Annotated in this window: 24 protein-coding genes; 10 read left to right on the top strand and 14 right to left on the bottom strand. The window is 67.3% G+C overall.

Annotated features, from left to right (window positions below):
* Nucleotides 1-100: 100 nt before the first annotated feature.
* Together MWU52_RS17960 and MWU52_RS06795 are read right to left on the bottom strand one after the other, a co-directional pair.
* The gene (locus MWU52_RS17960; RefSeq protein ID WP_281493917.1) at nt 101-232 is read right to left on the bottom strand and encodes a hypothetical protein; all 132 of its coding nucleotides are present in this window, start codon (nt 230-232) and stop codon (nt 101-103) included.
* Nucleotides 233-468: 236 nt separating this feature from the next.
* Nucleotides 469-798 carry a hypothetical protein gene (locus MWU52_RS06795; protein ID WP_246950556.1) on the bottom strand — a complete coding sequence of 110 codons (330 nt, stop codon included), beginning with the start codon at nt 796-798 and terminating at the stop codon, nt 469-471.
* A 103-nt stretch (nt 799-901) separates the two neighbouring features.
* Here MWU52_RS06795 and MWU52_RS06790 point away from each other — a divergent pair, with 103 nt between their 5' ends.
* Entirely contained in the window at nt 902-1057 is a 156-nt protein-coding gene (locus tag MWU52_RS06790; RefSeq protein WP_246950555.1) for a hypothetical protein, read from the top strand.
* A gap of 520 nt (nt 1058-1577) precedes the next feature.
* Here the strand turns inward: MWU52_RS06790 and MWU52_RS06785 are convergent.
* The 4 genes from MWU52_RS06785 to ugpB all read right to left on the bottom strand — a co-directional run bounded on the left by MWU52_RS06785 (nt 1578) and on the right by ugpB (nt 5802).
* Nucleotides 1578-2636, bottom strand: a complete 1059-nt coding sequence (locus MWU52_RS06785) for a sn-glycerol-3-phosphate import ATP-binding protein UgpC (RefSeq protein WP_246950552.1) — start codon at nt 2634-2636, stop codon at nt 1578-1580.
* Nucleotides 2636-3472 (bottom strand): sn-glycerol-3-phosphate ABC transporter permease UgpE, encoded by an 837-nt coding sequence (ugpE, locus tag MWU52_RS06780; protein WP_246952791.1) that lies wholly within the window; start codon nt 3470-3472, stop codon nt 2636-2638. The genes MWU52_RS06785 and ugpE overlap by 1 nt, the downstream gene beginning before the upstream one ends.
* Nucleotides 3473-3522: 50 nt before the next feature.
* Nucleotides 3523-4404, bottom strand: a complete 882-nt coding sequence (ugpA, locus tag MWU52_RS06775; protein WP_246950549.1) for a sn-glycerol-3-phosphate ABC transporter permease UgpA — start codon at nt 4402-4404, stop codon at nt 3523-3525.
* An 87-nt stretch (nt 4405-4491) separates the two neighbouring features.
* Nucleotides 4492-5802, bottom strand: a complete 1311-nt coding sequence (gene ugpB / locus MWU52_RS06770; RefSeq protein ID WP_246950547.1) for a sn-glycerol-3-phosphate ABC transporter substrate-binding protein UgpB — start codon at nt 5800-5802, stop codon at nt 4492-4494.
* A gap of 283 nt (nt 5803-6085) precedes the next feature.
* Between ugpB and MWU52_RS06765 the strand changes: the two genes are divergently transcribed.
* The gene (locus MWU52_RS06765; protein ID WP_246950544.1) at nt 6086-6361 is read left to right on the top strand and encodes a DUF1289 domain-containing protein; all 276 of its coding nucleotides are present in this window, start codon (nt 6086-6088) and stop codon (nt 6359-6361) included.
* A 149-nt stretch (nt 6362-6510) separates the two neighbouring features.
* Nucleotides 6511-7350: a bifunctional allantoicase/(S)-ureidoglycine aminohydrolase gene (locus MWU52_RS06760; protein ID WP_246950543.1), complete on the top strand. Its 840-nt coding sequence runs from the start codon at nt 6511-6513 to the stop codon at nt 7348-7350.
* Here the strand turns inward: MWU52_RS06760 and bhcR are convergent.
* On the bottom strand, nt 7322-8176 hold the full coding sequence (gene bhcR, locus MWU52_RS06755) for an HTH-type transcriptional regulator BhcR (protein WP_246950541.1): 855 nt from the start codon (nt 8174-8176) through the stop codon (nt 7322-7324). The two genes, MWU52_RS06760 and bhcR, sit on opposite strands and share 29 nt — an antisense overlap.
* A gap of 152 nt (nt 8177-8328) precedes the next feature.
* Between bhcR and bhcA the strand changes: the two genes are divergently transcribed.
* From bhcA to bhcD, 4 genes are all read left to right on the top strand, one after another.
* Nucleotides 8329-9507 carry an L-aspartate--glyoxylate aminotransferase BhcA gene (bhcA, locus tag MWU52_RS06750; protein ID WP_246950538.1) on the top strand — a complete coding sequence of 393 codons (1179 nt, stop codon included), beginning with the start codon at nt 8329-8331 and terminating at the stop codon, nt 9505-9507.
* Entirely contained in the window at nt 9507-10493 is a 987-nt protein-coding gene (gene bhcB, locus MWU52_RS06745) for a beta-hydroxyaspartate dehydratase BhcB (RefSeq protein ID WP_246952790.1), read from the top strand. The genes bhcA and bhcB overlap by 1 nt, the downstream gene beginning before the upstream one ends.
* A 10-nt stretch (nt 10494-10503) precedes the next feature.
* Entirely contained in the window at nt 10504-11664 is a 1161-nt protein-coding gene (gene bhcC / locus MWU52_RS06740) for a 3-hydroxy-D-aspartate aldolase BhcC (protein WP_246950535.1), read from the top strand.
* A gap of 85 nt (nt 11665-11749) precedes the next feature.
* On the top strand, nt 11750-12721 hold the full coding sequence (gene bhcD / locus MWU52_RS06735; RefSeq protein WP_246950532.1) for an iminosuccinate reductase BhcD: 972 nt from the start codon (nt 11750-11752) through the stop codon (nt 12719-12721).
* A gap of 112 nt (nt 12722-12833) precedes the next feature.
* Here the strand turns inward: bhcD and MWU52_RS06730 are convergent, their stop codons facing one another.
* The 3 genes from MWU52_RS06730 to puuE are packed head-to-tail and all read right to left on the bottom strand — an operon-like array spanning nt 12834 to nt 16226.
* Nucleotides 12834-14288: a nucleobase:cation symporter-2 family protein gene (locus tag MWU52_RS06730; RefSeq protein ID WP_246950530.1), complete on the bottom strand. Its 1455-nt coding sequence runs from the start codon at nt 14286-14288 to the stop codon at nt 12834-12836.
* 52 nt (nt 14289-14340) lie between these two features.
* On the bottom strand, nt 14341-14832 hold the full coding sequence (locus MWU52_RS06725; protein ID WP_246950527.1) for an ureidoglycolate lyase: 492 nt from the start codon (nt 14830-14832) through the stop codon (nt 14341-14343).
* Nucleotides 14829-16226, bottom strand: coding sequence for an allantoinase PuuE (gene puuE, locus MWU52_RS06720; RefSeq protein WP_246950525.1), 1398 nt, complete (start codon nt 16224-16226; stop codon nt 14829-14831). Before puuE ends, MWU52_RS06725 begins: the two co-directional genes overlap by 4 nt.
* Nucleotides 16227-16375: 149 nt before the next feature.
* On the opposite strand from puuE, the gene uraH reads away from it, so the two are divergent.
* On the top strand, nt 16376-16729 hold the full coding sequence (gene uraH, locus MWU52_RS06715) for a hydroxyisourate hydrolase (protein ID WP_246950522.1): 354 nt from the start codon (nt 16376-16378) through the stop codon (nt 16727-16729).
* Here the strand turns inward: uraH and MWU52_RS06710 are convergent.
* Nucleotides 16714-17679: a LysR family transcriptional regulator gene (locus tag MWU52_RS06710; protein WP_246950519.1), complete on the bottom strand. Its 966-nt coding sequence runs from the start codon at nt 17677-17679 to the stop codon at nt 16714-16716. The two genes, uraH and MWU52_RS06710, sit on opposite strands and share 16 nt — an antisense overlap.
* A 102-nt stretch (nt 17680-17781) precedes the next feature.
* Between MWU52_RS06710 and MWU52_RS06705 the strand changes: the two genes are divergently transcribed.
* Nucleotides 17782-19035 carry a urate hydroxylase PuuD gene (locus tag MWU52_RS06705; RefSeq protein WP_246950516.1) on the top strand — a complete coding sequence of 418 codons (1254 nt, stop codon included), beginning with the start codon at nt 17782-17784 and terminating at the stop codon, nt 19033-19035.
* A 117-nt stretch (nt 19036-19152) separates the two neighbouring features.
* Nucleotides 19153-19797, top strand: coding sequence for a class I SAM-dependent methyltransferase (locus MWU52_RS06700; protein WP_246950514.1), 645 nt, complete (start codon nt 19153-19155; stop codon nt 19795-19797).
* A gap of 54 nt (nt 19798-19851) precedes the next feature.
* Here MWU52_RS06700 and MWU52_RS06695 read toward each other — a convergent pair whose 3' ends face one another.
* Genes MWU52_RS06695 through MWU52_RS06685 form a run of 3 tightly spaced genes read right to left on the bottom strand, consistent with a single transcriptional unit; the run spans nt 19852 to nt 23745 of the window.
* Complete coding sequence (locus tag MWU52_RS06695) at nt 19852-21000, bottom strand: iron-containing alcohol dehydrogenase (protein ID WP_246950512.1); 1149 nt, start codon at nt 20998-21000, stop codon at nt 19852-19854.
* Nucleotides 20997-22379: an aldehyde dehydrogenase family protein gene (locus MWU52_RS06690; protein WP_246950509.1), complete on the bottom strand. Its 1383-nt coding sequence runs from the start codon at nt 22377-22379 to the stop codon at nt 20997-20999. Before MWU52_RS06690 ends, MWU52_RS06695 begins: the two co-directional genes overlap by 4 nt.
* Nucleotide 22380: 1 nt before the next feature.
* Complete coding sequence (locus MWU52_RS06685; protein WP_246952788.1) at nt 22381-23745, bottom strand: glutamine synthetase family protein; 1365 nt, start codon at nt 23743-23745, stop codon at nt 22381-22383.
* Between the last annotated feature and the right edge of the window lie 42 nt (nt 23746-23787).

Raw genomic sequence — 23787 nt, 5'->3', positions numbered from 1 at the left:
ATGACGATGCCGAAGGCCGATCCCGGCGCGGCGCGTGTTGCGATCAAGGCGGTTCAGAGACGGACCTGCATGGCGGTGTCTTTCTTGCGACGACGCCGCGTCACATCTCGAAGTAGCTGCCACCTTGGACGTTGGCGAAATAGCGGAAGTCCACGGCCAGCGCGCCCGCCACGGCCGCAGCGGCCCGGCCACCCGCTTTCTGCGCCCCGTCATAGTGAACGGGCGCGGTCACGAGCGTGCCGTCGCGGCCCCTTGTCCTTCGGGGTCCAGACCACGAAGAAGTCCTTCATTGGCAGCGGGACGGTCGAGCGTCCCATGTCAACGTCGCAAGCAAACATGCGCCCGGGCTCGACGGCGAGGACACGTGCACAGGCCGTTCCGATGCAGCCGTCGGCGAGGCATCCGCGATCAGTCCGCTCGCGTGGGCGGTTGCGAGACGTGCCATGGTCTCACTCCTGGGGGTGTGGATCAGGCCACCGCCGCGCGGGCGCGGACGGCCCTCCTGGATGCGTCGCCCTTGACCTTGCGGGGATGGGGCTTTCCGACTTCGTTGCAGGGCTTAAGCTCTTCCAACGAGTTCGTGAGCAGCTTGTCGGACTGCATCTTCATCGCCGGCCCCAACGACGTTTCGCGGACGCGCTTGGCGACGGACGCATCCGCGGTCCTGGACCCGCCGGGCCGGGCGGCCGCGACGTAGATGCCGAACGCCCAGCCCCTTACATGTACGTCGTTCGGGCCGAGGACATCCCATCCCTCCTCGGGCGGGGCGGCGGTGGTAGGAGTTCGGCCGGTCTTCATCGGAATGCGCCTCCTGGCGGATGACAGGAACGAGGATCGGCCCGACGGGCACCGGCAAGTATGCAGAACCTGGCAGCCTTCCTGCATACACGCGGAAGGCGGCATGCGCGCCAGCGACGGCCTCGCTTGGACCGAGGGCGGCTACGTTGCCCGCGCCGCCGAACAGCTGCGCTCGGATCCCACCACCGTTGCCCGCCGCCTACGCAGGTCGGAACGTGTTCTCGACCGAAAGCTGGTGGAGCGCATCAAGGCGGCGTAGTCTTGGCGCCTGACCCGGATCATGCCGCGCCGGCATTGGCCGGCGGCACCGGATTGCCGTGGCTGTCCTGGAATCTGCCCCGAAGCCTGTCCGAGCACGAACGCGCAATCGCATCGACCGATCCGACGGGTCGTGTCGTCGCGCGTGGACAGCATGATGGCTCAGGCGCGGCTGGCGACGCCGGCCAGTTCGCGACCTTGGTGCTGACCCATGACGAGATGAGGAGTGATCCGCGTGTTCCGCCAGAGCTCGTCCGGATCGCAATGCCCCTGTAAAACTCTGCTGCCCGTTCGCTGCGGCTTTCCTCGCTGATCGCGCACGGCACGCGTCACTCTCAAGCTTCGCTTCGTTCTCCTCTCACGTCCATGCTGCGACGGATGCGACGAGGCCGTGCATGGCGAGGCCGGCTTGGCGTGCGTCGCGGCGGGATGATCGCCTGGCCGATTGAATGGTCCGGCTTCCGACGGCCGCCCGGTTCCGCAATTCGGCAGGGGTGCCCGCTCAAACCGGGCCCGCGCGGTCAGACGTCCAGCCGTTCCCCGGTGGACGGATCGAAGAGATGCACGCGCGCCGCGTCGATCGAGAACTTCAGCGCGGCGTCGCCCGGGCGCGGCTGATGGACGCCCGACAGGCTGAGGGTGAAGGGCTGCCCGGACCCTTCGAGGCGACCGTGAAGCAGCGTGTTCGCGCCCAGCGGTTCGGCCAGCTGGACATTCAGTGCGACGAGGCCGTCCGGGTCCGGCTGAACGTGTTCGGGGCGGATGCCGACCTTCACCGCGCCTTCATGCGCAGTCGCCAGGGGCAGGGACGACCCGCCCGGCAGCGACACGCTTCCCCCGGCGGCCGTCCCGTTGACGATGTTCATGGCGGGCGAGCCGATGAATTGCGCGGCGAACAGGGTGCGCGGGCGTTCGTAGACGTCGAGCGGCGTGCCGATCTGCTCCACCACGCCGTTGTTCATCACGATCATGCGGTCGGCCATCGTCATCGCCTCGACCTGATCGTGGGTGACGTAGAGCGCGGTGATCCCGAGCTTCGACTGCAACTCCTTGATCTCCAGCCGCATCTGCACGCGCAGCTTGGCGTCGAGGTTCGACAGCGGCTCGTCGAACAGGAACACCGCCGGTTCGCGCACGATGGCGCGGCCCATCGCCACCCGCTGGCGCTGACCGCCCGAAAGCTGCTTTGGCTTGCGGTCGAGATAGTCCTCGAGCTGCAGCAGCTTCGCCGCCTCCGCGACCTTCGCGTTTCGATCCGACTTGGACAGGCCGGCGATCTTCAGGCTGTACGCCATGTTCTCGCGCACGCTCATATGCGGATAGAGCGCGTAGTTCTGGAACACCATCGCGATGTCCCGCTCCATCGGCTCCATCTCGTTGACGCGGTTCCCGCCGATCCGGATCTCGCCGGAGGAGACGCTCTCCAGCCCGGCGACCATGCGCAAAAGCGTGGACTTCCCGCAGCCGGAGGGGCCCACGATGACGATGAACTCGCCATCCGCGATGTCGACATCCACGCCGTGGATCACGGCGGTGTCGCCGAACCGCTTGCGAACGTTCTCGAGACTTATCTCAGCCATTACTTCTCACTGTCCACTAGCCCGCTGATGAAGAGCCTCTGCATCGACACGACGATGATGACCGGCGGGATCATCGCCAGGATCGACGTCGCCATGATAACGGGCCAGTCGGCGGTGTCGTCGCCCGAGGGGAACATCTGCTTGATGCCCATCACGATGGTGTTCATCTCGGGATCGGTGGTGATCAGCAGGGGCCAGAGGTACTGGTTCCACCCGTAGATGAACAGGATCACGAAGAGTGCGGCGATGTTCGTCCGACTCATCGGCAGGACGATGTCGAAGAAGAAGCGCATCGGACCCGCCCCGTCGACGCGCGCGGCCTCGGCCAGCTCGTCGGGGATGGTCATGAAGAACTGCCGAAACAGGAATGTCGCCGTCGCCGACGCGATCAGCGGGAAGATCAGGCCGGAATAGGAGTTTAGCATTCCGAAGCCCGCGACGACCTCGTAGGTCGGGACGATGCGCACCTCGACCGGCAGCATCAGGGTGATGAAGATCATCCAGAAGAACGTCGTGCGCCCCGGAAACCGGAAATAGACGATGGCGAAGGCCGAGAGCAGGGAGATCGCGATCTTGCCCAGCGCGATGCCCAGCGCCATGACCGAGGAGTTGAAGAGCATCGTGGCGACCGGAACGTTCACGCCCGACAGGAGGGCGCGGCTGTAGTTTTCCACCAGCCGGTCGCCCGGCAGCAAAGGCATCGGCGGCGACACGATCTCGGCCTGGGTCACGGTCGATGCGACGAAGGCCAGCCAGATCGGGAAGAAGACGATCAGCACGCCCAGGATCATCAGCGCATGGGTCAGCCACAAGGCGCCGCCCCGTTTCTCGACCATGCCGGGGGGCGGCTCGGCATCGACGGGTGCGATCTTGACGGCCTCGGTCATCAGTAATGCACTCGCTTTTCGACGAACTTGAACTGCAGCACCGTCAGCGCGCCGACGATGAAGAGCAGGATGACCGACTGCGCTGCCGACGACCCCAGATCCTGGCCCACAAATCCGTCCTTGAAGACCTTGTAGACGAGGATCGTCGTCGCCTGCTGCGGCCCGCCCGAAGTGATGGTGTGGATCACGCCGAAGGTTTCGAAGAAGGAATAGACGACGTTTACCACCAGCAGGAAGAAGGTCGTGGGCGACAGGAGCGGCAGCACGATGTCGAAGAACCGGCGCCAGAAATGTGCGCCATCGATGGCCGCCGCCTCAATCACCGATCTGGGCACCGCCTGGAGCGCGGCGAAGAAGAACAGGAAGTTGTAGCTGATCCGCCCCCAGGCCGACGCGACGACCACCAGGCCCATCGCCTCGGCCTCGTTCAGGACGTGGTTCCAGTCATAGCCCAGCAGGCCGACATACCACGACACCACGCCGACCCGCGTGTTGAACATGAAAAGCCACAGCACGCCCGCGACCGCCGGCGCGACCGCATAGGGCCAGATCAGCAGCGTGCGATAGACACCCGCCCCCTTGATGAGGCGATCGGCCAGCACCGCCAGGAACAGCGCCGGCACCATGGAGACGACGGTGACCAGCGTCGAGAAAACCGCCGTCGTCCAGAACGACGCACGGTAGAACGGATCGTCCAGCAGGTAGGCGAAGTTGCCCAGGCCCACGAATTGCTTGGACAGGCCGAACGGGTCGGGGATGAAGAGGGACTGCCAGATCGCCTGCGCGGCCGGATAGAAGAAGAAAACGGCGGAAATCAGGACCTGCGGAAAGACCAGCGCAAGCGGCAGCAGCCAGCCCTTGAACGTGACGCGCTTTTCCAATGCTCAAACCCCTGCGGGATGCCGGTTTCCGCCGGCAGCGGCCAGGGCCTGGCCGCTGCCGATCTCATGCACGCTTTCGCCCGACGGCTACTGGCTGGCCTGCTCGAAGCGGCGCAACAGCTGGTTGCCGCGATCGACGGCGCTGTCCAGCGCGGTCTGCGCGTCCTTGTCGCCAGCCCAGACGGCCTCCAGCTCCTCGTCGATGATGCCGCGGATCTGGTCGAACGATCCAAGGCGCAGGCCCTTGGAATTGTCGGTCGGTTCCTTCGCGGTCATCTGGATGACGGCCACGTCCGTGCCGGGATTCTCGTCGTAGAATCCTTGGCTGCGGGTCAGCTCGCCCGCCTCGGCCGTAATCGGCAGGTAGCCCGTGTCTTGATGCCACTTTGCCTGTATCTCGGGCGAGGAGAGGAAGTCGAGGAAGGCCGCGACCGCCTCGTATTCCTCCGGCGTCTGACCTTCCATCACCCACAGCGAGGCGCCGCCGATGATCGTGTTCTGCGGCTCGCCCGCGACGGCTTCCCAATAGGGCAGGGGGCGGACGTCGAATTCGAACTCCGCCTCCGAGCTGATGCCCGCATATCCGGCCGACGATTCCGTGAAGAGGGCGCATTCGCCCGCGCGGAAGTTGGCCCCGCCTTCGTTGCGGCGGCCGGCATAGATGAACTTGCCGTCCTGCGCCCAATCCCCCATCGCCGAGATGTGGGCGACCTGCGCATCGGAATTGAACGCCAACTCCGTATCGGTGCCGCCGAAGCCGTTGGCCTGCGTCGCGAAGGGCACGTCGTGATAGGCCGAGAAGTTTTCCAGGTGGATCCAGCTTTGCCAGGCGGTGGTCATCGGACAGTCGACGCCGGCCTCCTTCAGTTGGTCCAGGACCGCGCTGACGTTTTCCCAGGTCGACAGGTCGGTGTCCGGGTCGATCCCCGCTTCCTCCAGCTTGTTGCGGTTGACCCAAAGGACCGGCGTGGACGAATTGAACGGCAGCGACAGCATGTTGCCGTCCGCGGAGGTGTAGTACCCCTTGACCGAGCCGATGTATTTCGACTGGTCGAACTCCATCCCAGCCTCGGCCATGACCTCGTGGATCGGCTTGATCGCGCCCGCGGCGTTCATCATCGTGGCCGTGCCGACCTCGAACACCATCAGGATGTCCGGCTGCTCGCCCGCCCGGAACGCGGCGATCCCGGCATTGAGCGTCTCGGAATAGTTGCCCTTGTGCGAGGCGACGACGCTGTGTTCGTCCTGTGACGCGTTGAACGTCTCGACCTGTTCGGCAACGAGGTCCCCCAGGCGGCCGGTGAAGGCGTGCCAGAACTCGATCTCCGCCGCCCAGGACGGCGCGGCCGTGCCCGTCAGAAGTACGGCCGATACGGTCGATACTAGATATCTTCTCATGATTTCCTCCCTGAAACCTCAAGCGCGTGAAGAACCCGCGCGCGGTTCGAGCCGCGCCGGTTTCTCCGACTTGTATAGCAACACCGCAGCGGACGGACTGCAAGTTGCGTCTGCGGGGGCACGAACGGGATCGGTCGCCCTGCGCGTCTGGGCGGCTTGACCGCATGGGCGCGCCGGCTGCGGGCGAATGTCCTGACGCCCATCGGCCTCCGGACGCAATCTTCGAATGATCCGAAAGGCGGCGGGCCGCGTTGCACCCCGTGGCCAAGTCGAAGGGACGATCATGCCGAAGACCCCGACCCCCTGCATCGATGTTTGCAAGTTCAAGCGATCCGGCCCGGCCGGGACGCATTGCATCGGCTGCTCGATGACGAAGGCGCAGAAGAAGGTCGGCAAGGCCGCGTCCAAGGCAGGACGGGCGGAGGGGGCGGGCTTCGTCGCCCTGGTGCTGGCCCAGCAGGCGCAGATGGGCCGGTACGGCCATCGGCGGGCGGCCTATGTGAAACGGTGCCTCAGGAAGGGCGTGGCCGTGCCTAAGCCGGTTCGGCGCGCCGGTTAGGTGTTCGGGGCGGCGGGCGGCGGCCTTGGCCCACACCCGCGCGTCCGATCTTCAAGATCGCCGGATAGGTCCTTCGGTCCGGTGACGGCTACGATCCGCCCGCGTCCGCCCGGATACTGAAAGCAGGTCCAAATGCCCGAGGTTTTCCCATGTCCCGCGCGCACCGCGACAGCCGGCCGTATCACGCCCCCCATGGCGGGCATCCGCCGCAGACGCAGCTTCTGACCGACCGGGCCGTGTTCAAGACCGCCTATGCCGTTATTCCGGGCGGCACGATGCGCGACATCGTCACCAGCTTCCTGCCGCATTGGGACGAGACGCGTCTATGGGTGCTGGCGCGCCCGATGACCGGGTTCGCCGAGACGTTCAGCCAGTACATCATGGAGGTTCAGCCCGGCGGCGGGTCCGACCACCCCGAGGCGGAGACCGACGCGCAGGCCGCGATCTTCGTGATGGAGGGGGCGGTGACGATCCGGCTCGGGGGCGATGCGCACCGGCTGGATCCCGGCGGCTATGCCTGGCTGCCGCCGGGGGCGAGCTGGACGCTTCGCAACGAAGGCGACATCGCCGCGCGATTCCACTGGATCCGCAAGCGTTATCAGAAGGCCGACGGGATCGACGTTCCAGCGGCGGTCTTCACCTCGGATGCCGAGGTTGAGCCGTCGGTCATGCCCGACACGAACGGCACCTGGGCCACGACGCGCTTCGTCGACCCGGCGGATCTGGGACATGACATGCATGTCACCATCGTCACGTTCCAGCCGGGCGGCGTGATCCCCTTTCTGGAAACGCACGTGATGGAGCATGGTCTCTACGTGCTGGAAGGAAAGGCCGTCTATCGCCTGAACGACGACTGGGTTGAGGTCGAGGCGGGCGATTTCATGTGGCTGCGCGCGTTCTGCCCGCAGGCCTGCTATGCCGGCGGGCCGGGGCCGTTCCGCTACCTGCTCTACAAGGACGTCAATCGCCACGCGCCCCTGACGCTCTAGGTCGCGCGCCCAGGCGTTCTGACAGGTCGGCGGCGGCAGCCACGACCGCGCGCGCCAGCGTCTCCGTCCGGTCGGGGGTGACACGGCTTGCGGGGCCCGAGATCGACAACCCCGCCACCACCTCGCCATGCAGGTTGCGCACCGGGGCCGCGATGCAGCGCATGCCGGCGTTGCGCTCCTCGTCGTCGACGGCATAGCCGCGCGCCGCGATCCGGCCGAGGTCATCCGCCAGCGCGCATGCATCCGACAAAGTGTGATCGGTATAGGCCGGCAGCGGATCCGGCAGCAGGGCGCTGCGGCGCGCCTCGGTCATCGCGGCCAGCAGCACCTTGCCGATACCCGATGCGTGCAGGTCGGCCCGCGTGCCGGGCGGAAAGAACGCGCGGATCGGGGCCCGCGTCTCGATCTGTCCGACGAACAGGACCTCGCCGTCGCGGTGAATGCCCAGATTGGCGGTCTCGCCCGTCGCCTCCATCAGGTCGCGCATCGGACGCCGCGCCCGGTCGATCAGCGACGTGCGGCGCAGGAAGGCCGACCCGATCTGGAACGCGCCCGATCCGACATGCCAGGTCTGGTCCGACGGCTCCAGTTCCACGATGTCATGCGCCTGCAGGGTGATCAGCACGCGATAGACGCTGGCGGCCGGGTCGCCGGTGGCTTCGGCCAGCGCGGTGAGGGTCGCGTCCTCCAGCCGGGACAGGGTAGAGAGGACATGCATCGCCCGGTCGAGTGTCTTGATCGTGTTCTGCTCGGTCCGGTCGGTGAAGGCGCGCGGGCGGCCGCGGGGGCGCGGATCGTTCTTCGACATGTCGGAAATTTCTTTCATGGATCTGTCCGGCGCACGTCTGAAAAACGACAAGCCATGGAGATTATGAGAATAATCGAGTATCTGAAAATAATGAAAGCGATTTTCAGAAAACTGTCAATCGGTTTCCGGTTTGGCTAGGCTCGCCCGTGTTCCGACCAGCGGAGGACCCGATGACCAGCCAGAACCCCGTCTTCATTCCCGGCCCCACGAACATGCCCGAGGCGGTGCGCCTGGCCTGTCACGTGCCGACGATGGACCACCGCTCACCCGCTTTCGCCGAGATCCTGCATCCCTGTCTGGACGGCGTGCGGACGGTGCTGAAGTCCGAGACCGCCGAGATCTTCATCTTTCCGTCCACCGGTACCGGCGGGTGGGAGGCGGCGATCACCAACACCCTGTCGCCCGGCGACCGGGTGCTGGTCGGGCGCAACGGCATGTTCAGCCATCGCTGGATCGACATGTGTCGGCGGCACGGGCTGGACGTGCAGGTGATCGAGGTGCCCTGGGGCCACGGCCTGCCGGCGGACGCCTACGAGGCGGCGCTGCGCGAGGGCGACGTCAAGGCGGTGCTGGCCACGCATAACGAGACCGCGACCGGCGTGGTCTCCGACATCGCGGCCATCCGCCGTGCGACGGACGCGGCCGGGTCCGATGCGCTGTTACTGGTCGACGGGGTCAGTTCCATCGGGTCGATGGATTTCCGCATGGACGAGTGGGGCGTGGACGTCGCGGTGACGGGCTCGCAGAAGGGGTTCATGCTGCCGGCGGGGCTGGCCATCGTGGGCTTTTCGGAGAAGGCGATGGCAGCCACGCGGGCGGCCAAGCTGCCACGCACCTTCTTCGACGTCGGCGACATGGCGAAGGGCTATGCCGGCGGCGCCTACCCTTACACGCCGCCCGTCGGCCTGATGAACGGATTGCGCGTCTCGCTGGACATGCTGCTGTCGGAGGGATTGGAGAACGTCTTCGCCCGCCATCACCGCATGGCCGAAGGGGTGCGCCGCGCGGTCGATGCCTGGGGGCTGGACCTTTGCGCCGCGTCGCCCGAGGTGCAGTCCGACAGCGTCTCGGCCATCCGCACGCCCGAGGGGTTCGATGCCACCGAGATCGTGACGGTGGCAGCGCGGGACTACGACATGGCGTTCGGCGTGGGGCTGGGCGAGGTCGCGGGCAAAGTGTTCCGCATCGGGCATCTGGGCATGCTGACGGATGCGATGATGCTGTCCGGGCTGGCGACGGCCGAGATGGTGATGGCCGATCTGGGCCTCGACGTGACGCTGGGATCGGGCGTGGCGGCGGCGCAGGCGTTCTACCGCCACGGCGGCAAGCAGCAGAAGGCGGCTGCGTGATGAAGGACGCAAACGGCATCGAGGTCCCGACCTATGAGGACATGCTGGCGGCGCATGAACGCATCAAGCCGCATATCCGGCGAACGCCGGTGTTGACGAGCGCCCACCTGAACCGGCTTGCGGGCTGCGAGATGTTCTTCAAGTGCGAGAACTTCCAGGAGCCCGGCGCCTTCAAGGTGCGCGGTGCCAGCAACGCGGTGTTCGGGCTGTCGGACGCGCAGGCGAAGCTGGGGGTCGCGACGCATTCCAGCGGCAACCACGCCTCCTGCCTCAGCTACGCCGCCATGCGGCGGGGCATCCCGTGCCACGTGGTCATGCCGCGCATGGCGCCGCAGGCCAAGAAGGATACGGTCGCGCGTTACGGCGGCCGGATCACGGAATGCGAGCCGTCCACGACCTCGCGCGAGGCGACCTTCGCCGAGGTGCAGGCCGAGACGGGCGGCGACTTCGTGCATCCCTATAACGACCCGCGCGTCATCGCGGGGCAGGGGACGTGTTCGAAGGAGATGATGGAGCAGGTGGCCGAGATCGACGGCGGCGCGCTCGACGCCGTGGTCGCGCCCATCGGTGGCGGGGGCATGATCTCGGGCACGTGTCTCACGCTGGCGACCCTGTCGCCCGACACGCAGGTGATCGCGGCCGAGCCGGAACAGGCCGACGATGCCTATCGCAGCTTCAAGGCGGGCCGCCTCATCGCCGACGATGCGCCCAAGACCATCGCCGACGGCCTGCTGGTGCCTCTCAAGGAACTGACATGGCACTTCGTCTCGAACCACGTCTCGGAAATCTACACGGCCTCCGAGGAGGAGATCGTCGACGCGATGAAGCTGACCTGGAAGCATCTGCGCATCGTGATGGAGGCCAGCTGCGCGGTGCCGCTGGCTGTCATCCTGAAGAACAAGGACGCCTTCGCGGGCAAGCGCGTCGGCGTGATCATCACCGGCGGAAACGTCGATCTGGACAAGCTGCCCTGGATGCGGGGCTGAGGAGGACATGATGAAGGACCTGAACCGCGACGACCTGGAGGTCGGCTACGACGTGCCCGCCCTGCCGGGCATGGACGAGGCGGACATCCAAACCCCTTGCCTGGTGCTGGATCTGGACGCGTTGGAGCGCAACGTGGCCAAGATGGGCGACTACGCCAGGTCCAGGGGGATGCGGCATCGCAGTCACGGCAAGATGCACAAGTCCGTCGACGTGCAGAAGCTGCAGCAGGAGATGGGCGGCGCCTGCGGCGTCTGCTGTCAGAAGGTGTCGGAGGCCGAGGTTTTCGCCCGTGGCGGCATCACGGACATCCTGGTGTCCAATCAGGCGACGGACCCGGCCAAGATCAGGCGTCTGGCGAACCTGCCGAAGCTCGGCGCGCGCACGATCTGCTGCGTGGACGACCTGGCCAACGTGGCCGACCTGTTGAAAGGCGCGACCGACGCGGGAACCGGTATCGAGTGCCTGGTCGAGATCGACTGCGGCGCCGGGCGCTGCGGCGTGACGACGACCGAGGAGGTGGTGGCGCTGGCAAAGGCCATCGACGCGGCGGAGGGTCTGACGTTCAGTGGCATCCAGGCCTATCAGGGCGCGATGCAGCACCTCGACAGCTACGAGGAGCGGCGCGCCAAGACGCAGGTGGCCATCGACATGGTCCGCGACGCCGTCGACGCGCTGAAGGCCCGCGGGCTGGACTGCGACATCGTCGGCGGCGGCGGCACGGGCAGCTATTATTTCGAGAGCGGCTCGGGCGTCTACAACGAGCTGCAATGCGGCAGCTACGCTTTCATGGATGCCGATTACGGGCGCATCCTCGACAAGGACGGCAACCGCATCGACGACGGCGAGTGGGAGAACGCGCTGTTCATCCTGACTTCGGTCATGTCCCACGCGAAGGCCGACAAGGCCATCGTGGACGCGGGTCTGAAGGCGCAGTCCGTGGACAGCGGCCTGCCGACGATCTTCGGGCGCGACGACGTCCAATACGTCAAATGCTCCGACGAGCATGGCGTGGTCGCCGACCCGCAGGGCGTGCTGAAGGTCAATGACAAGCTGAAGCTCGTGCCGGGTCATTGCGATCCGACCTGCAACGTCCACGACTGGTATGTCGGCGTGCGCGGCGGGAAGGTCGAGACGCTCTGGCCGGTGTCGGCGCGCGGCAAGGCGTATTGATCTCTGGATCGGATTTTCGCCGGTCCGGCCCGCCGGGGGCGCGGCCCCCGGACCCCCGAGGTATTTCCGAGCAAGATGAGGACCTATGTGGATTGTTCCTGAAACCAGGGTCGCCGACCTCATGACCGCCGAGGATGCGTTCGACGCGGTCGAGGCGGTCTTCGCCGCGATGTCGCGCGGCGACGCCCGCAACTTCCCCGTCATACGCGAGGCGCTGCCGGGGCCGGAGGAAGCGCTCTATGGCTTCAAGGGTGGCGTGGACGCCGTGGGCGGCGCGCTCGGCCTCAAGGCCGGCGGCTACTGGCCGCACAACCTGTCGCGCCGGGATCTCATCAATCACCAGTCGACGGTGTTCCTGTTCGACCCGGAGACGGGAAAGCCCAAGGCGATGGTGGGCGGCAACCTGCTGACGGCGCTGCGCACGGCCGCCGCCTCGGCGGTGTCCATCGCGCATCTGGCGCGCAAGGACGCAAAGGTCCTGGGCATGATCGGCGCCGGACACCAGTCGGTGTTCCAGATGCGCGCCGCCGTGCGCCAGCGCGACTTCGAGAAGGTCGTCGGCTGGAACTACCACCCGGAAATGTTGTCGCGCCTTGCCGATTGCGCGGCCGAACTGGGCCTGCCCTTCGAGGAGGCCACGCTGGAGGAGCTGGGCGCGCAGGCCGATGTCATCGTCTCGATCACGTCCTCGAACGCGCCCAGCCTGATGTCGGCGCATGTCCGCCCGGGCACCCACGTCGCCTGCATGGGCACGGATACCAAGGGCAAGCAGGAGGTCGAGGCCGCGCTGCTGGCCCGTGCCACGGTCTTCACCGACGAGGTCGCGCAATCCGTCAGCATCGGCGAGGCGCAGCACGCGGTCGGCCAGGGTCTGATCGCGAAGGGCGACGTGACCGAACTCGGCGCCGTTATCAACGGCGATCATCCGGGGCGCACGTCGGACGACCAGATCACGCTTTTCGACGGCACCGGCGTCGGTCTGCAGGACCTCGCCGTGGCCGCCGCCGTGGTCGAGCGGGCAGTCGAGACCGGCGTGGCGGTCGAGTTGACGTTCTGACCTTCGCATAGGTCCGCTCGATCTTCGGAACCGGCTATTCAGTGAGCGGAATAAAAGCGGCCCCCGCCGGGAAAGGCGGGGGCCGTATCACACCCGGATCAGGTGCCGCGGATCAGTGCCGCGGCGTTTCCAGCGGCACGCCTTCGGGCTGCTTGCCCCAGCTCTCGTGCCCGGCCATGCCACCCGCCACCTCCTCGGTGGATTCGGCGGCCAGATCCTCGGGCAGGATGAGGTTCAGCACGATCGCGATGAACGCCGCCGGCAACAGGCCCGACACCATCAGGACGCGCGCCCAGTCGGGCAGGTACTGCACCGCGCCCGGCTCCAGCTGCAGGCCCAGTCCGACCGACAGGGCGACCGCGAAGATCACCATGTTGCGGCGGTTCCAGTCGACATCGGACAGCATCGAGATGCCGGCGGCCACGACCATGCCGAACATCACGATCACGCCGCCGCCCAGCACCTCGATCGGGACGGTGCGGATGACGCCGCCCACCTTCGGGATCAGGCCGCAGACGATCAGGAAGATCGCGCCGCAGGTCACGACATGGCGCGACATCACGCCGGTCATGGCTATCAGGCCGACATTCTGGCTGAACGACGTGTTCGGGAAGCCGCCGAAGATGCCGGCCAGCGCGGTGCCGACGCCGTCGGCGTAGGTCGCGCCGGTGATCTCCTTGTCCGTCGCCTCGCGTCCGGCGCCGCCCTTGGTGATGCCCGACACGTCGCCCACCGTCTCGATCGCCGAGACGAAGGCCATCAGGCAGAAACCCAGGATCGCGGCGACCGAGAACTCGAACCCGTATTTGAACGGCATCGGCAACGCGAAGGCGGCCGACCGCTCCCACGAGGTCGCGATCGCCTCGGTCGTAAGGATTCCGGTGAAGAGCGCGTAGACATAGCCGACGAGAAGGCCGATCAGCACCGCCGACACGGCCAGCATCCCGCGGGTGAAGAACTTGAGCCCCAGCGTCACCGCCACCACGACCAGCGCGGCCGACCAGTTCAGGAGCGAACCGTATTCCGGCGTTCCGATGGCGGGCACCCCGCCGGCAGCGTACTGGATGCCCACGCGGACGAGGGCGAGGCCAATCATCGTGACGACGAGGCCCGTGACCAGTGGCGGCAGGGCAAAGCGGATCTTGCCGATGAACGTGCCGATGATGGCGTGGAACAGGCCGCCGATGATGACACCGCCGAACAGTGCGGCCAACGCGTCGACGCCCTTGCCGGCGACCAGCGGGATCATGATCGGCAGGAACGCGAACGATGTGCCCTGCACGATGGGCAGCGCCGCACCCACGGGGCCGACGGTGATCGTCTGCAACAGTGTGGCGATGCCCGCGAACAGCATCGACATCTGGATCAGGTAGAGCAGTTCGGGAAAGTCCGGCGAATTCGACCCGAAGCCGAAGCCCGCCGCGCCGGCCACGATGATCGCGGGCGTCACGTTCGAGACGAACATGGCCAGTACGTGCTGGATGCCCAGCGGCACGGCCTTGTGAAGCGGGGGTGTGTAATTCGGGTCGCGGAGTTGCTCCGGCGTCCCGATGGACGTGTCTGCCATGATTTCGTTCTCCCTCTGGTTCGCTGGTCCCGGTCCTCCCGACCGGGTTTGATTAGGCGCCCCGTTCGACCTGAATGGGCGGGTCGAGGCGATATTCCTGAAGATTGGGGCCGGGGCCGATGCGGTCGATCACCGCGAAGAGGCCGGGCGCGTGGAGCGGCGTCAGCACGCCGTGCCAGGTGCCGCGATGAAGGTTCACGGCCTGTCCGGCGGCGGCGAGGAAGGCGACCGGATCGCCGGGGACGCCACCCCTGTCGGGCGCCACCGTGACCAGCCATTCGTTGCCATGCATCGGGACGAAGCACTGGCTGCCCTCGGGGTGCCGCTCCAGCAGGTCGAGCGTGTAGGGCAGCGCGCGCGGCGTGGCGTCGAACAGGCTGATGCCCGCGCGCCCGTCCGCGAAGTCGAGCGTCGCGCGGTCGTGGTGCCGCCCGCAAAGCCCCGCATTGATCAGCTTGTCGGGGGCGCCCGCCACTTCGAGGACATCGCCGAAGGGGGCGAAGGCCCTCGCATTCAGGGCGGCGGCCTGAATGATGCGGGTCACGGCAGCATGTCCCGCAGGCGCAGCAGGGCGATGCGTTCGACCTGGCGGCAGGCCTCGGCGAACTCGGTGGCGCGATCGTTGCCGATGCGACGGTCGAAGGCGGCCATGATGCCCGCCTTGTCGTGGTCGCGGACGGCGATGATGAAGGGAAAGCCGTGTTTCTCGACATAGGCCGCGTTGCGGTCCTGGAACGCCGCGCGTTCCGCATCCGTCAGTAGGTCGAGGCCCGCGCCGGCCTGTTCGGACGTGCTCTCGGCCGTCAGGCGCCCCGCGGCGGCCAGTTTTCCGGCCAGATCCGGGTGCGCGGTCAGGACGCCCAGCCGCTCCGCCTCGGACGCCGTGCGAAACATGCGGGCCAGCGCGGAATGCAGGCCGGTCGCGACGTCATGCGCCGGGCCAAGCTCCAGTTCAAAGGCGCGTTTCGCGATCCAGGGGCTGTGCTCGAAGACGGAGCCGAAGCGCCCGACGAAGGTGTCGCGGTCCATCGCGGACGGCCGGTCGCGCCGCCGATGGGGATGCGCAGCCGCCCAATGCGCCGCGATCTGTTCGCGCGTGGCAATCCAGACGCCGTCATGCCCGCGGATGTAGTCGAGAAACCGGCGCAGCGCCTCGGCCCGGCCGGGGCGGCCCGCCAGGCGGCAATGCAGGCCGATCGACATCATCCGTCCGCCTTCGCGATAAAGGCAGTCGAAGCTGTCGCGCAGGTACCGCTCCCAACTGGCGCCGTCGGGATGACCGGCCTGGATCGCGAAGCGCATGTCGTTGGCGTCCAGCGTGTAGGGCAGCATCAACTGGTCGCGGTCGCCGACCTCGACCCAATAGGGCAGGTCGTCGGCATAGGCGTCGGAGACGTAGGCGAATTGCCCGGTCTCGCCCGCGAGCCGGACCGTGTTTTCCGAGGAGCGGCCACAATACCACCCCACGGGCGGGGTTCCGACCACCTCCGCATGCAGGCGGATCGCCTCGGCGATGGCGGCGCGCTCTTCCTCCTCGGGCATGTCCTTGTGCTCGATCCACTTCAGGCCATGCGACGCGATCTCCCATCCGACATCGCGCATGGCGGCCACCTGCGCGGGCGAACGCGCCAACGCGCTGGCCACGCCGTACACGGTCACCGGCAGGTCCGACAGCATCCGGTGCAGCCGCCAGAACCCGGCGCGCGCACCGTATTCGTAGATCGACTCCATGTTGGCGTGCCGCATCCCCGGCCAGGGCTGGGCGCCCGTGATCTCCGACAGGAACGCCTCGGAGGCCGCATCCCCGTGCAGGATGTTGTTCTCGCCCCCCTCCTCGTAATTCAGGACCAGGCTGACCGCGATGCGCGCATCGCCGGGCCAGTTGGCCTCGGGCGGGGCGGTGCCATATCCATGCAGGTCGCGGGGGTAGCGGTTCACGACGGTCTCCTCAACGGCTTCGCGCGACGATACGACGTTTTCGCCGCCCGGACTTTCAAGATCGGTTTGACGGTGTCTCGTTCCGTTCCGGCTTCCAGCGCGGACAAGCGCGCGTATGATCGGCCCGGACCGCAGGAAGGGATGCAGAAATGGCCGGATATCTGACGACCCACGTTCTCGACACGGCGCTCGGCCGACCGGCCGAGGGGATACGCATCGAACTGTTCCGTTTGGATGGCGACGACCGTACGCGTGTGGGCGAGGCCGCGACGAATGCCGACGGCCGGACCGACGCGCCGATCCTGGCGGAGGGGGACTTCGCGACCGGCACCTACGAACTGGTGTTTCATTGCGGCGACTACCTGACGACCGCCGGCACCGCGGCCGAGACGCCGCGATTCCTGGATATCGTGCCGCTGCGCTTCGGCATGTCCGAGGCCGCGCATTACCACGTGCCGCTCCTGCTCTGCCCGTTCGGCTATTCGACCTATCGCGGGTCCTGATCCGCGGCAGCTCGGCCGTCCGCCGCGGCCAGCTCCTCCATCGGATCCGCGTTGAGGTCCGCCCGTAGGCGTTGGATCATGAAATCCATGAACAGGCGCGCTTTCGGGTCCTGATGGCGGCGGTGGGTATAAAGGACCGACACCTGCACCGGCAGGGGCGGCGTCTCGGTGCAGACTTCGACGAGGGCGCCCGAGCGCAGGTGGGCGGCGATCTCGAAAACGGGCTTGAGCGCGATCCCGTGCCCGTCCAGTGCCCAATCCGTCAGTACGTCGCCATCGTCGCATTCGAACGGGCCGCTCACCTCGAACGTCTCGGGGCCTTCGGCGCCCCGCAAGGTCCAGCGGAACTCGGTCGCGCCGGGGAAGCGCAGGTTCAGGCAGGCGTGGCGTCCGCGTGCGATCTCGTCACCGTTGGCGGGCCGGCCGTACGCCGCGACATAGGACGGAGCCGCGCACAGCGCACGGCGGCATTCGGCGACCTTGCGGATGCGCAGGTCGCTGTCTTCGGCGTGGCCCACGTGAAAGGCCAGGTCCAGCCCCTCGGCCGTCAGGTCCAGCCGCCGGTCGCTCAGCCGAAGGCGAACATGAACCAGCGGATAGGCCGCGCGGAACGCCGGCACATGCGGCGCGATCATCCGCCGCCCCAACCAAAGCGGCGCGGCCACCAGCAGATCGCCGCGCGGATTGGCCGTCACCTCGCCGATATCGCCCTCGGCCTCGGTCACCGCATCCAGGATCTTGCAGGCCCCGGCATAGAACAGCCGCCCCTGCTCGGTCGCCGACAGGCGCCGGGTCGTGCGCTGAAACAGCCGGACCCCCAGCCGCGACTCGAGCTGGGCCAGGCGCGCCGATGCCACCGCGGGCGAGATCCGCTGATCCCGGGCGGCGGCGGACATGCTGCCCAGTTCGTAGATGCGGATGAAGGTGGTCAGGTTGTCGAAATAGGACATCCTTCGTGACTATTTGAAAGTGCTTTCCCGGTCCATCGGATAGAGGAGGGCGGGCGACTGCCGTAGGCTTGTCGGCGGACCGCCATGCAGAGGGGATGCGCGATGTACGATCTTGCGATCATGTGGGACTGGCTCGCCTTCGGGGTCCGGTGGCTGCATGTCATCACGGCCATCGCGTGGATCGGGGCCAGCTTCTATTTCATCGCCCTCGATCTGATGCTGAAACCGGCGCAGGGCATGCCCAAGGGCGCCTATGGCGAGGAGTGGGAGGTCCATGGCGGCGGCTTCTATCACACGACCAAGTACCTGGTCGCGCCCGAGCGCCTGCCCGAGCATCTGACCTGGCACAAATGGCAAAGCTACTGGACTTGGCTGTCCGGCGCCGCGCTTCTGGCCATCGTTTATTGGGCGGGGGCCGAGCTGTTCCTGATCGACCCGGCCAAGGCGGACCTGGCCACATGGCAGGCGATCGGGATATCGGCTGCCTTCATCGCCATCGGATGGGTCGGCTACGACGCGCTTTGCCGCTCGCCGCTGAAATCGAATGCGACGGTGGTTATGCTGGTCCTGTTCGCGGGCATCGTCGTGGCAAGCTGGGCGCTCAACCAGATATTCACCGGCCGCGCGGCGCTGCTGCATCTGGGCGCGATGACGGCCACGATCATGACGGGCAACGTGTTCTTCGTGATCATGCCGAACCAGCGCATCGTAGTCGATGACCTCAAGGCCGGCCGCACGCCCGACCCGAAATACGGCGCCATCGCCAAGCTGCGTTCGACCCACAACAACTACCTGACGCTTCCGGTGCTGTTCCTGATGCTGTCGAACCACTACCCGCTGGCCTTCGGCACGGAGTATGCTTGGATCATCGCGTGTCTCGTCTTCCTGACCGGGGTGACGATCCGGCACTACTTCAACACCCTGCATGCCACGGGGCAGGGACCGGCCTGGACCTGGGGTGCCACGGCGGTTTTGCTTGTGGTCATGGCCTGGCTGTCGACGGCCTCGTCCTGGGATGGCGACTACGAGGGGCTGGAGGCGGCCGAGATGACGCCCGTCGCGCTGCGCTTCGCCCAGGCACCGGGCTTCGACGAGGCCGCGATCGCGGTTCGTGGCCGATGCTCCATGTGCCATGCACGTGAACCGGTCTGGCCCGGCATGTACTGGGCGCCGAAGGCGGTCCACCTGGAAACCGACCAGGACATCGCCGCACAGGCACAGCAGATCTACTATCAGGCCGGCGTCAGCCATGCGATGCCCCCCGCCAACCTGACGGAGATGTCCGGGGAGGAGCGCGCCGCGATCCGGGACTGGTTCCGGGAGGCGGGCGGCATGTCGGTGGCCGGCATCGACTGACCCCTGAGGCGCATCGATTGTGCCGACAGACGGCGCCGGACTCGCGAAACCGTGTATGCTTGCCGGAAACGGCGGTGATTGCATCCGCCCGTGCCGCCGAAGGAACGGAGACGTGCGATGCCAGGCCCGACCTCACCCGACCCCGCCATCACCTTCTGGGACCGGATCGCCGACAAATATGCCCGCAGACCCGTCGACGACCCCGCCGCCTATGAGGCGAAGCTGGCCGACGTCGCGGACCGGCTGGAGTCGACGGACCGCGTCCTCGAACTGGGCTGCGGGACGGGCAGCACGGCGCTGCGCCTGGCGCCCCGCGTGGCGCATGTCACCGCGGTGGACGGATCGGGCACGATGATCGCGATCGCGCGGTCCAAGCTGGGCGGCGATGCCCCGGTGAACGTCTCGTTCCGTGAGGCCGACATCATGGAGACGATCCCCGGACAGCCCTTCGACGTCATCTGCGCGTTCAGCCTGCTGCATCTGGTTCCCGATCTGCCGGGCGCGCTTTCGCGGATCCATGACCAGCTCCGGCCCGGCGGCCTGTTCCTTTCCAAAACGCCCTGCCTCGCGGACCGGACGGTCCTGCTGCGCCTGGCGGTCGGCGCGATGCGGCTGGTCGGCAAGGCACCGCCGGTGACGTTCCTGAAGGCCGAGGCGTTGCGCGGCCACCTGCGCCAAGCCGGGTTCGTGATCGAAAGCACGTCCTATTTCGGCAAGGGCCGGCTCAGCCCGTATATCGTCGCGCATCGGCCGGAAGACTGACGGAACGGTCGGGTCCGACGAGGCAGGACATGGCTCCCCGCTTTCGGCCCGCGGTCAACCCACCAGTTCGAGAAGCAGCGCGCGGGTGTTCTCCGCCGTCATCGCGACCGGGTTGCCGCCGGTGCTCGGGTCGGCCAAGGCCCCGGCCACGATCCGGTCGATATCGGGGTCGGTCACGCCCAGCCCCGCCAGCGAGGTGGGGATGCCCAGCACCGCGTTCAGTTCGTCCACGTAGCGGCGGAACCCGTCGAAGCCCCCGTCGATCCCCAGATATGCCGCCGCGCGCGTCAGCGGGCCTTCGATGGCCGATCGGTTGAACCGCAGCACGGCGGGCATGCAAACCGCGTTCGTCGTGCCGTGATGCGTATGATGGATCGCCCCGATCGGATGTGACAATGCGTGGATCGCGCCCAGCCCCTTCTGGAACGCGGTCGCGCCCATCATCGCCGCCGACATCATATGCGCGCGCGCCTCGAGGTCGGTGCCGTTGGCATGGGCGCGGGGCAGGTACTCCTTCACCAGCCGCATCCCTTCCAGTGCGATGCCCTGCGACATCGGGTGGTAATGCGGCGAGCAATACGCCTCGACGCAATGCGCGAAGGCATCGAGACCGGTGCCCGCCGTGATCGTGCGCGGCATTCCCACCGTCAGCTCTGGGTCACAGATGACGATGGCGGGCAGGATCTTCGGATGGAAGATGATCTTCTTCTCCGCCGTCCCGGAATTGGTGATGACCGAGGCGCGACCGACCTCCGATCCGGTTCCGGCGGTGGTGGGCACCGCGACGATGGGCGCGATGGCCCCGGCATCGGCGCGGGTCCACCAGTCGCCGATATCCTCGAAATCCCAGATCGGGCGCGATTGTCCGGCCATGAAGGCCACCACCTTGCCCAGGTCGAGGCCCGAGCCGCCGCCGAACGCGACCACGCCATCATGGCCGCCCTCGCGATAGGCGCGGACGCCCGCCTCGACATTGCCCTCATGCGGGTTCGGGTCGACCTCGGCGAAGACCGCGCGGCCCAGCCCCGCCGCTTCCAGCAGGTCGAGCGTGCGCGTCGTGATCGCCATCCCCGCCAGCCCGCGATCGGTGACCAGCAGGGGCTTCGTGATCCCTGCGGCGGTGCAGGCTTCGGCGATCTCGCCGATGCGCCCGGCCCCGAAACGGACGGATGTGGGGTAGGACCAGTTCGCGGTCGGGATCATGCGGTGCGCGCCTTCTTCAGGTGGTACGATTTCGGCCGGGTCAGGTTCTGGTAGCCGATGACCGACAGGCCCCCGCCGCGCCCCGTCTCCTTGCACCCCGTCCAGCAGAGCGCGGGGTCGAGGTAATCGGCGCGGTTCAGGAACACCGTCCCGGTCTCGATCCGGTCGCCGATCGCCTCCGCCCGGGCCGCGTCGCGGGTCCAGAGCGACGCGGTCAGCCCGAACCGGCTGTCGTTCATCAGGCGGACCGCCTCGTCGTCATCCACGACGGGCATGATGCCGACGACCGGCCCGAAGCTCTCGTCCCGCATCACGCGCATGTCGTGGGTCACGTCCGTCAGGATCTGCGGCATCAGATAGGCGCCGCCATCGCGCGGAAAGTCGGCCGGGTCGATATGGGCACGGGCGCCGTCGGCCAGGGCCTCGCGCGTCTGGGCGCGCACCTCCTCGGCGAAGCGGACATGCGCCATGGGGCCCAGCGTCGTCTCCGGGTCCAGCGGATCACCGAGCCTGTAGCCGTTCACGATCGCCACCGCCTTCTCGACGAAGGCGTCGAACAGCGGCGCCGCCACATAGATCCGCTCGATCCCGCAGCAGCACTGCCCGGAATTGAACATCGCCCCGTCGATCAGCGTGTCGACGGCGGCGTCCAGATCCGCGTCCTCCATGACGTAGCCCGGATCCTTGCCCCCAAGCTCCAGCCCGACCGGCGTGAAGGTCCCCGCCGCCGCTCGCTCGATCGCGCGCCCGCCCTCGACGGAGCCGGTGAAGTTCACGAACCCGAAGGCCCGCGCGGCGATCAGTGCGGAGGTCGTGTCGTGGTCCAGGAACACGTTCCGGAACACGTCCTCCGGCACGCCCGCGGCATGGAACGCGGCCACCATCCGCTCGCCCACCAGCGGGGTCTGCGACGCATGCTTCAGCATCACCGCATTGCCCGCGATCAGGGCGGGCGCGACCGTGTTGATCGCCGTCATGTAGGGGTAGTTCCACGGTGCCACGACCAGCACGACGCCGTGCGGGACCCGTTTGATCACCCGCCGGAACGCCTCGCTATCTTCCACCACGACGTCGGCCAGCGCGCCTTCGGCGATGCCGGCCATGTGCGTCGCGCGCTCTTCGAAGCCGCCGAACTCGCCGCCATACCGTACCGGCCGCCCCATCTGCCGCGCGAGTTCCGGTACGATCTCGTCGTTCATCGCGCCGACCTTGGCGACCCCGGCCAGAACCAGGTCGATCCGCTCGGAAAGCGGCCTCGCGGCCCAGTCTGCCTGTGCGGCCCGGGCACGGGATACGGCGGCGTCGGCGTCGGCTCGCGACAGGGTGGGGCGTTCGGCCACGACCGACCCGTCGATGGGGGAGATGCAGGTGATGCTCATGTCAGGCCCTCTCGAATCCGCGTGCGATTTCCCAGTCGGTGACGGCGCGGTCGAACTCCTCCTGCTCCCATTCGGCGGCGCGGGTATAGTGGTCGACCACCTCGTCCCCGAGCGCGCGCCGCATGAAGTCGGAGCCTCGCAACGTCTCCGTCGCGTCGCGCAGGGTGCGCGGGATGTTCGCCGCCTTCGCGTCCTCATAGGCGTCGCCGGCCGTGGCGGGCGCCAGCGCCAGCTTCCGCTCGATCCCGTCGATTCCAGCGGCCAGCATCACCGCCTGCGCCAGATAGGGGTTCAGGTCCGATCCGCCGATCCGGCATTCGACCCGCACGCCCTTGGTTCCGGCCCCGCACAGGCGGAACCCGGCGGTGCGGTTGTCGACCGACCAGACCGTCTTGGTCGGCGCGAAGGTGCCCTTGGCGAACCGCTTGTAGCTGTTGACGTAGGGCGCCAGGAAATAGGTGTAATCCGGCGAATGCGCGATCAGGCCGGCCATGTAATGCCGCATCGTGTCGGACATGCCCAACTCGCCATCGGGGTCGTGGAACGCGTTCGCCCCGTCCTGCCAGATCGACTGGTGCACGTGGCTCGAACTCCCGGTCCGCCTGGGGTGCCATTTCGGCAGGAAGCTCGCCGCGTGCCCCTGCTGCCACGCGATCTCCTTCACCGCGTGCTTGGCGATGGTGTGGTGGTCGGCGCAGTCGAGTGCCGGCGCATAGCGGATGTTCAACTCCTCCTGTCCCGCCTCCGCCTCGCCCTTGGTGTTCTCGACCGGAAGGCCGGCGGCGAACAGGTGGTTGCGCAGGGGGCGCATCACCCCCTCCTCCTTTGTGGTCTGAAGGATGTGGTAATCCTCGTTGTAGCCGCTGATCGGGGTCAGGTCGCGGAAGCCGGACTTGTGGATTTCGTCCAGGCTCCGCTCGAACAGAAAGAACTCCAGCTCGGTCGCCATCTGCGCCTCGAACCCCAACTCGGCCAGGCGCGCGATCTGCCGCTTCAGGATCGCGCGCGGCGAATGGGGCACCGGCGCATGCGTGTCGTGGTCGAGCACGTCGCACAGCACCATCGCCGTCCCCTCCAGCCAGGGCACCGGCCGGATCGTGTCGAGGTCGGGTTGCATGACGTAGTCGCCATATCCTGCCTTCCACCCGGCGGCCGCGTATCCCGGCGGCGTCGCCATCTCCAGGTCGGTGGCCAACAGGTAGTTGCAGCAATGCGTCTCCGCATGGGAGGTCTCGACGAAGTTCGCGGCGTGGAACCGCTTGCCCATCAGCCGCCCCTGCATGTCGACGAGGCAGGCCAGCACCGTGTCGATGCCGCCATCGGCCACGCGGGATTTCAGGTCGTCGAAGCTGAGCGTACCGGGCATGTCGTTATCCATTCGTTGAGAGGCGGGGGCGCCCGCGAAGGC

The organism is Jannaschia sp. S6380 (assembly GCF_023015695.1).
Lineage (GTDB): Bacteria > Pseudomonadota > Alphaproteobacteria > Rhodobacterales > Rhodobacteraceae > Jannaschia.
The sequence above is the reverse complement of the archived record's forward strand: the minus strand, read 5'-3'. Positions and strand labels throughout refer to the sequence as shown.

Coding starts and splice junctions, on each gene's coding strand:
- MWU52_RS06730 (WP_246950530.1), bottom strand. CDS start 14,288: ATGGCAGACACGTCCATCGGGACGCCGGAGCAACTCCGCGACCCGAAT.
- bhcA (WP_246950538.1), top strand. CDS start 8,329: ATGACCAGCCAGAACCCCGTCTTCATTCCCGGCCCCACGAACATGCCC.
- MWU52_RS06785 (WP_246950552.1), bottom strand. CDS start 2,636: ATGGCTGAGATAAGTCTCGAGAACGTTCGCAAGCGGTTCGGCGACACC.
- MWU52_RS06790 (WP_246950555.1), top strand. CDS start 902: ATGCGCGCCAGCGACGGCCTCGCTTGGACCGAGGGCGGCTACGTTGCC.
- bhcD (WP_246950532.1), top strand. CDS start 11,750: ATGTGGATTGTTCCTGAAACCAGGGTCGCCGACCTCATGACCGCCGAG.
- bhcC (WP_246950535.1), top strand. CDS start 10,504: ATGAAGGACCTGAACCGCGACGACCTGGAGGTCGGCTACGACGTGCCC.
- MWU52_RS06710 (WP_246950519.1), bottom strand. CDS start 17,679: ATGTCCTATTTCGACAACCTGACCACCTTCATCCGCATCTACGAACTG.
- MWU52_RS06705 (WP_246950516.1), top strand. CDS start 17,782: ATGTACGATCTTGCGATCATGTGGGACTGGCTCGCCTTCGGGGTCCGG.
- bhcR (WP_246950541.1), bottom strand. CDS start 8,176: ATGAAAGAAATTTCCGACATGTCGAAGAACGATCCGCGCCCCCGCGGC.
- MWU52_RS06760 (WP_246950543.1), top strand. CDS start 6,511: ATGTCCCGCGCGCACCGCGACAGCCGGCCGTATCACGCCCCCCATGGC.
- MWU52_RS06695 (WP_246950512.1), bottom strand. CDS start 21,000: ATGATCCCGACCGCGAACTGGTCCTACCCCACATCCGTCCGTTTCGGG.
- MWU52_RS06700 (WP_246950514.1), top strand. CDS start 19,153: ATGCCAGGCCCGACCTCACCCGACCCCGCCATCACCTTCTGGGACCGG.
- uraH (WP_246950522.1), top strand. CDS start 16,376: ATGGCCGGATATCTGACGACCCACGTTCTCGACACGGCGCTCGGCCGA.
- ugpE (WP_246952791.1), bottom strand. CDS start 3,472: ATGGTCGAGAAACGGGGCGGCGCCTTGTGGCTGACCCATGCGCTGATG.
- bhcB (WP_246952790.1), top strand. CDS start 9,507: ATGAAGGACGCAAACGGCATCGAGGTCCCGACCTATGAGGACATGCTG.
- MWU52_RS06765 (WP_246950544.1), top strand. CDS start 6,086: ATGCCGAAGACCCCGACCCCCTGCATCGATGTTTGCAAGTTCAAGCGA.
- ugpB (WP_246950547.1), bottom strand. CDS start 5,802: ATGAGAAGATATCTAGTATCGACCGTATCGGCCGTACTTCTGACGGGC.
- MWU52_RS06685 (WP_246952788.1), bottom strand. CDS start 23,745: ATGCCCGGTACGCTCAGCTTCGACGACCTGAAATCCCGCGTGGCCGAT.
- MWU52_RS06690 (WP_246950509.1), bottom strand. CDS start 22,379: ATGAGCATCACCTGCATCTCCCCCATCGACGGGTCGGTCGTGGCCGAA.
- MWU52_RS06795 (WP_246950556.1), bottom strand. CDS start 798: ATGAAGACCGGCCGAACTCCTACCACCGCCGCCCCGCCCGAGGAGGGA.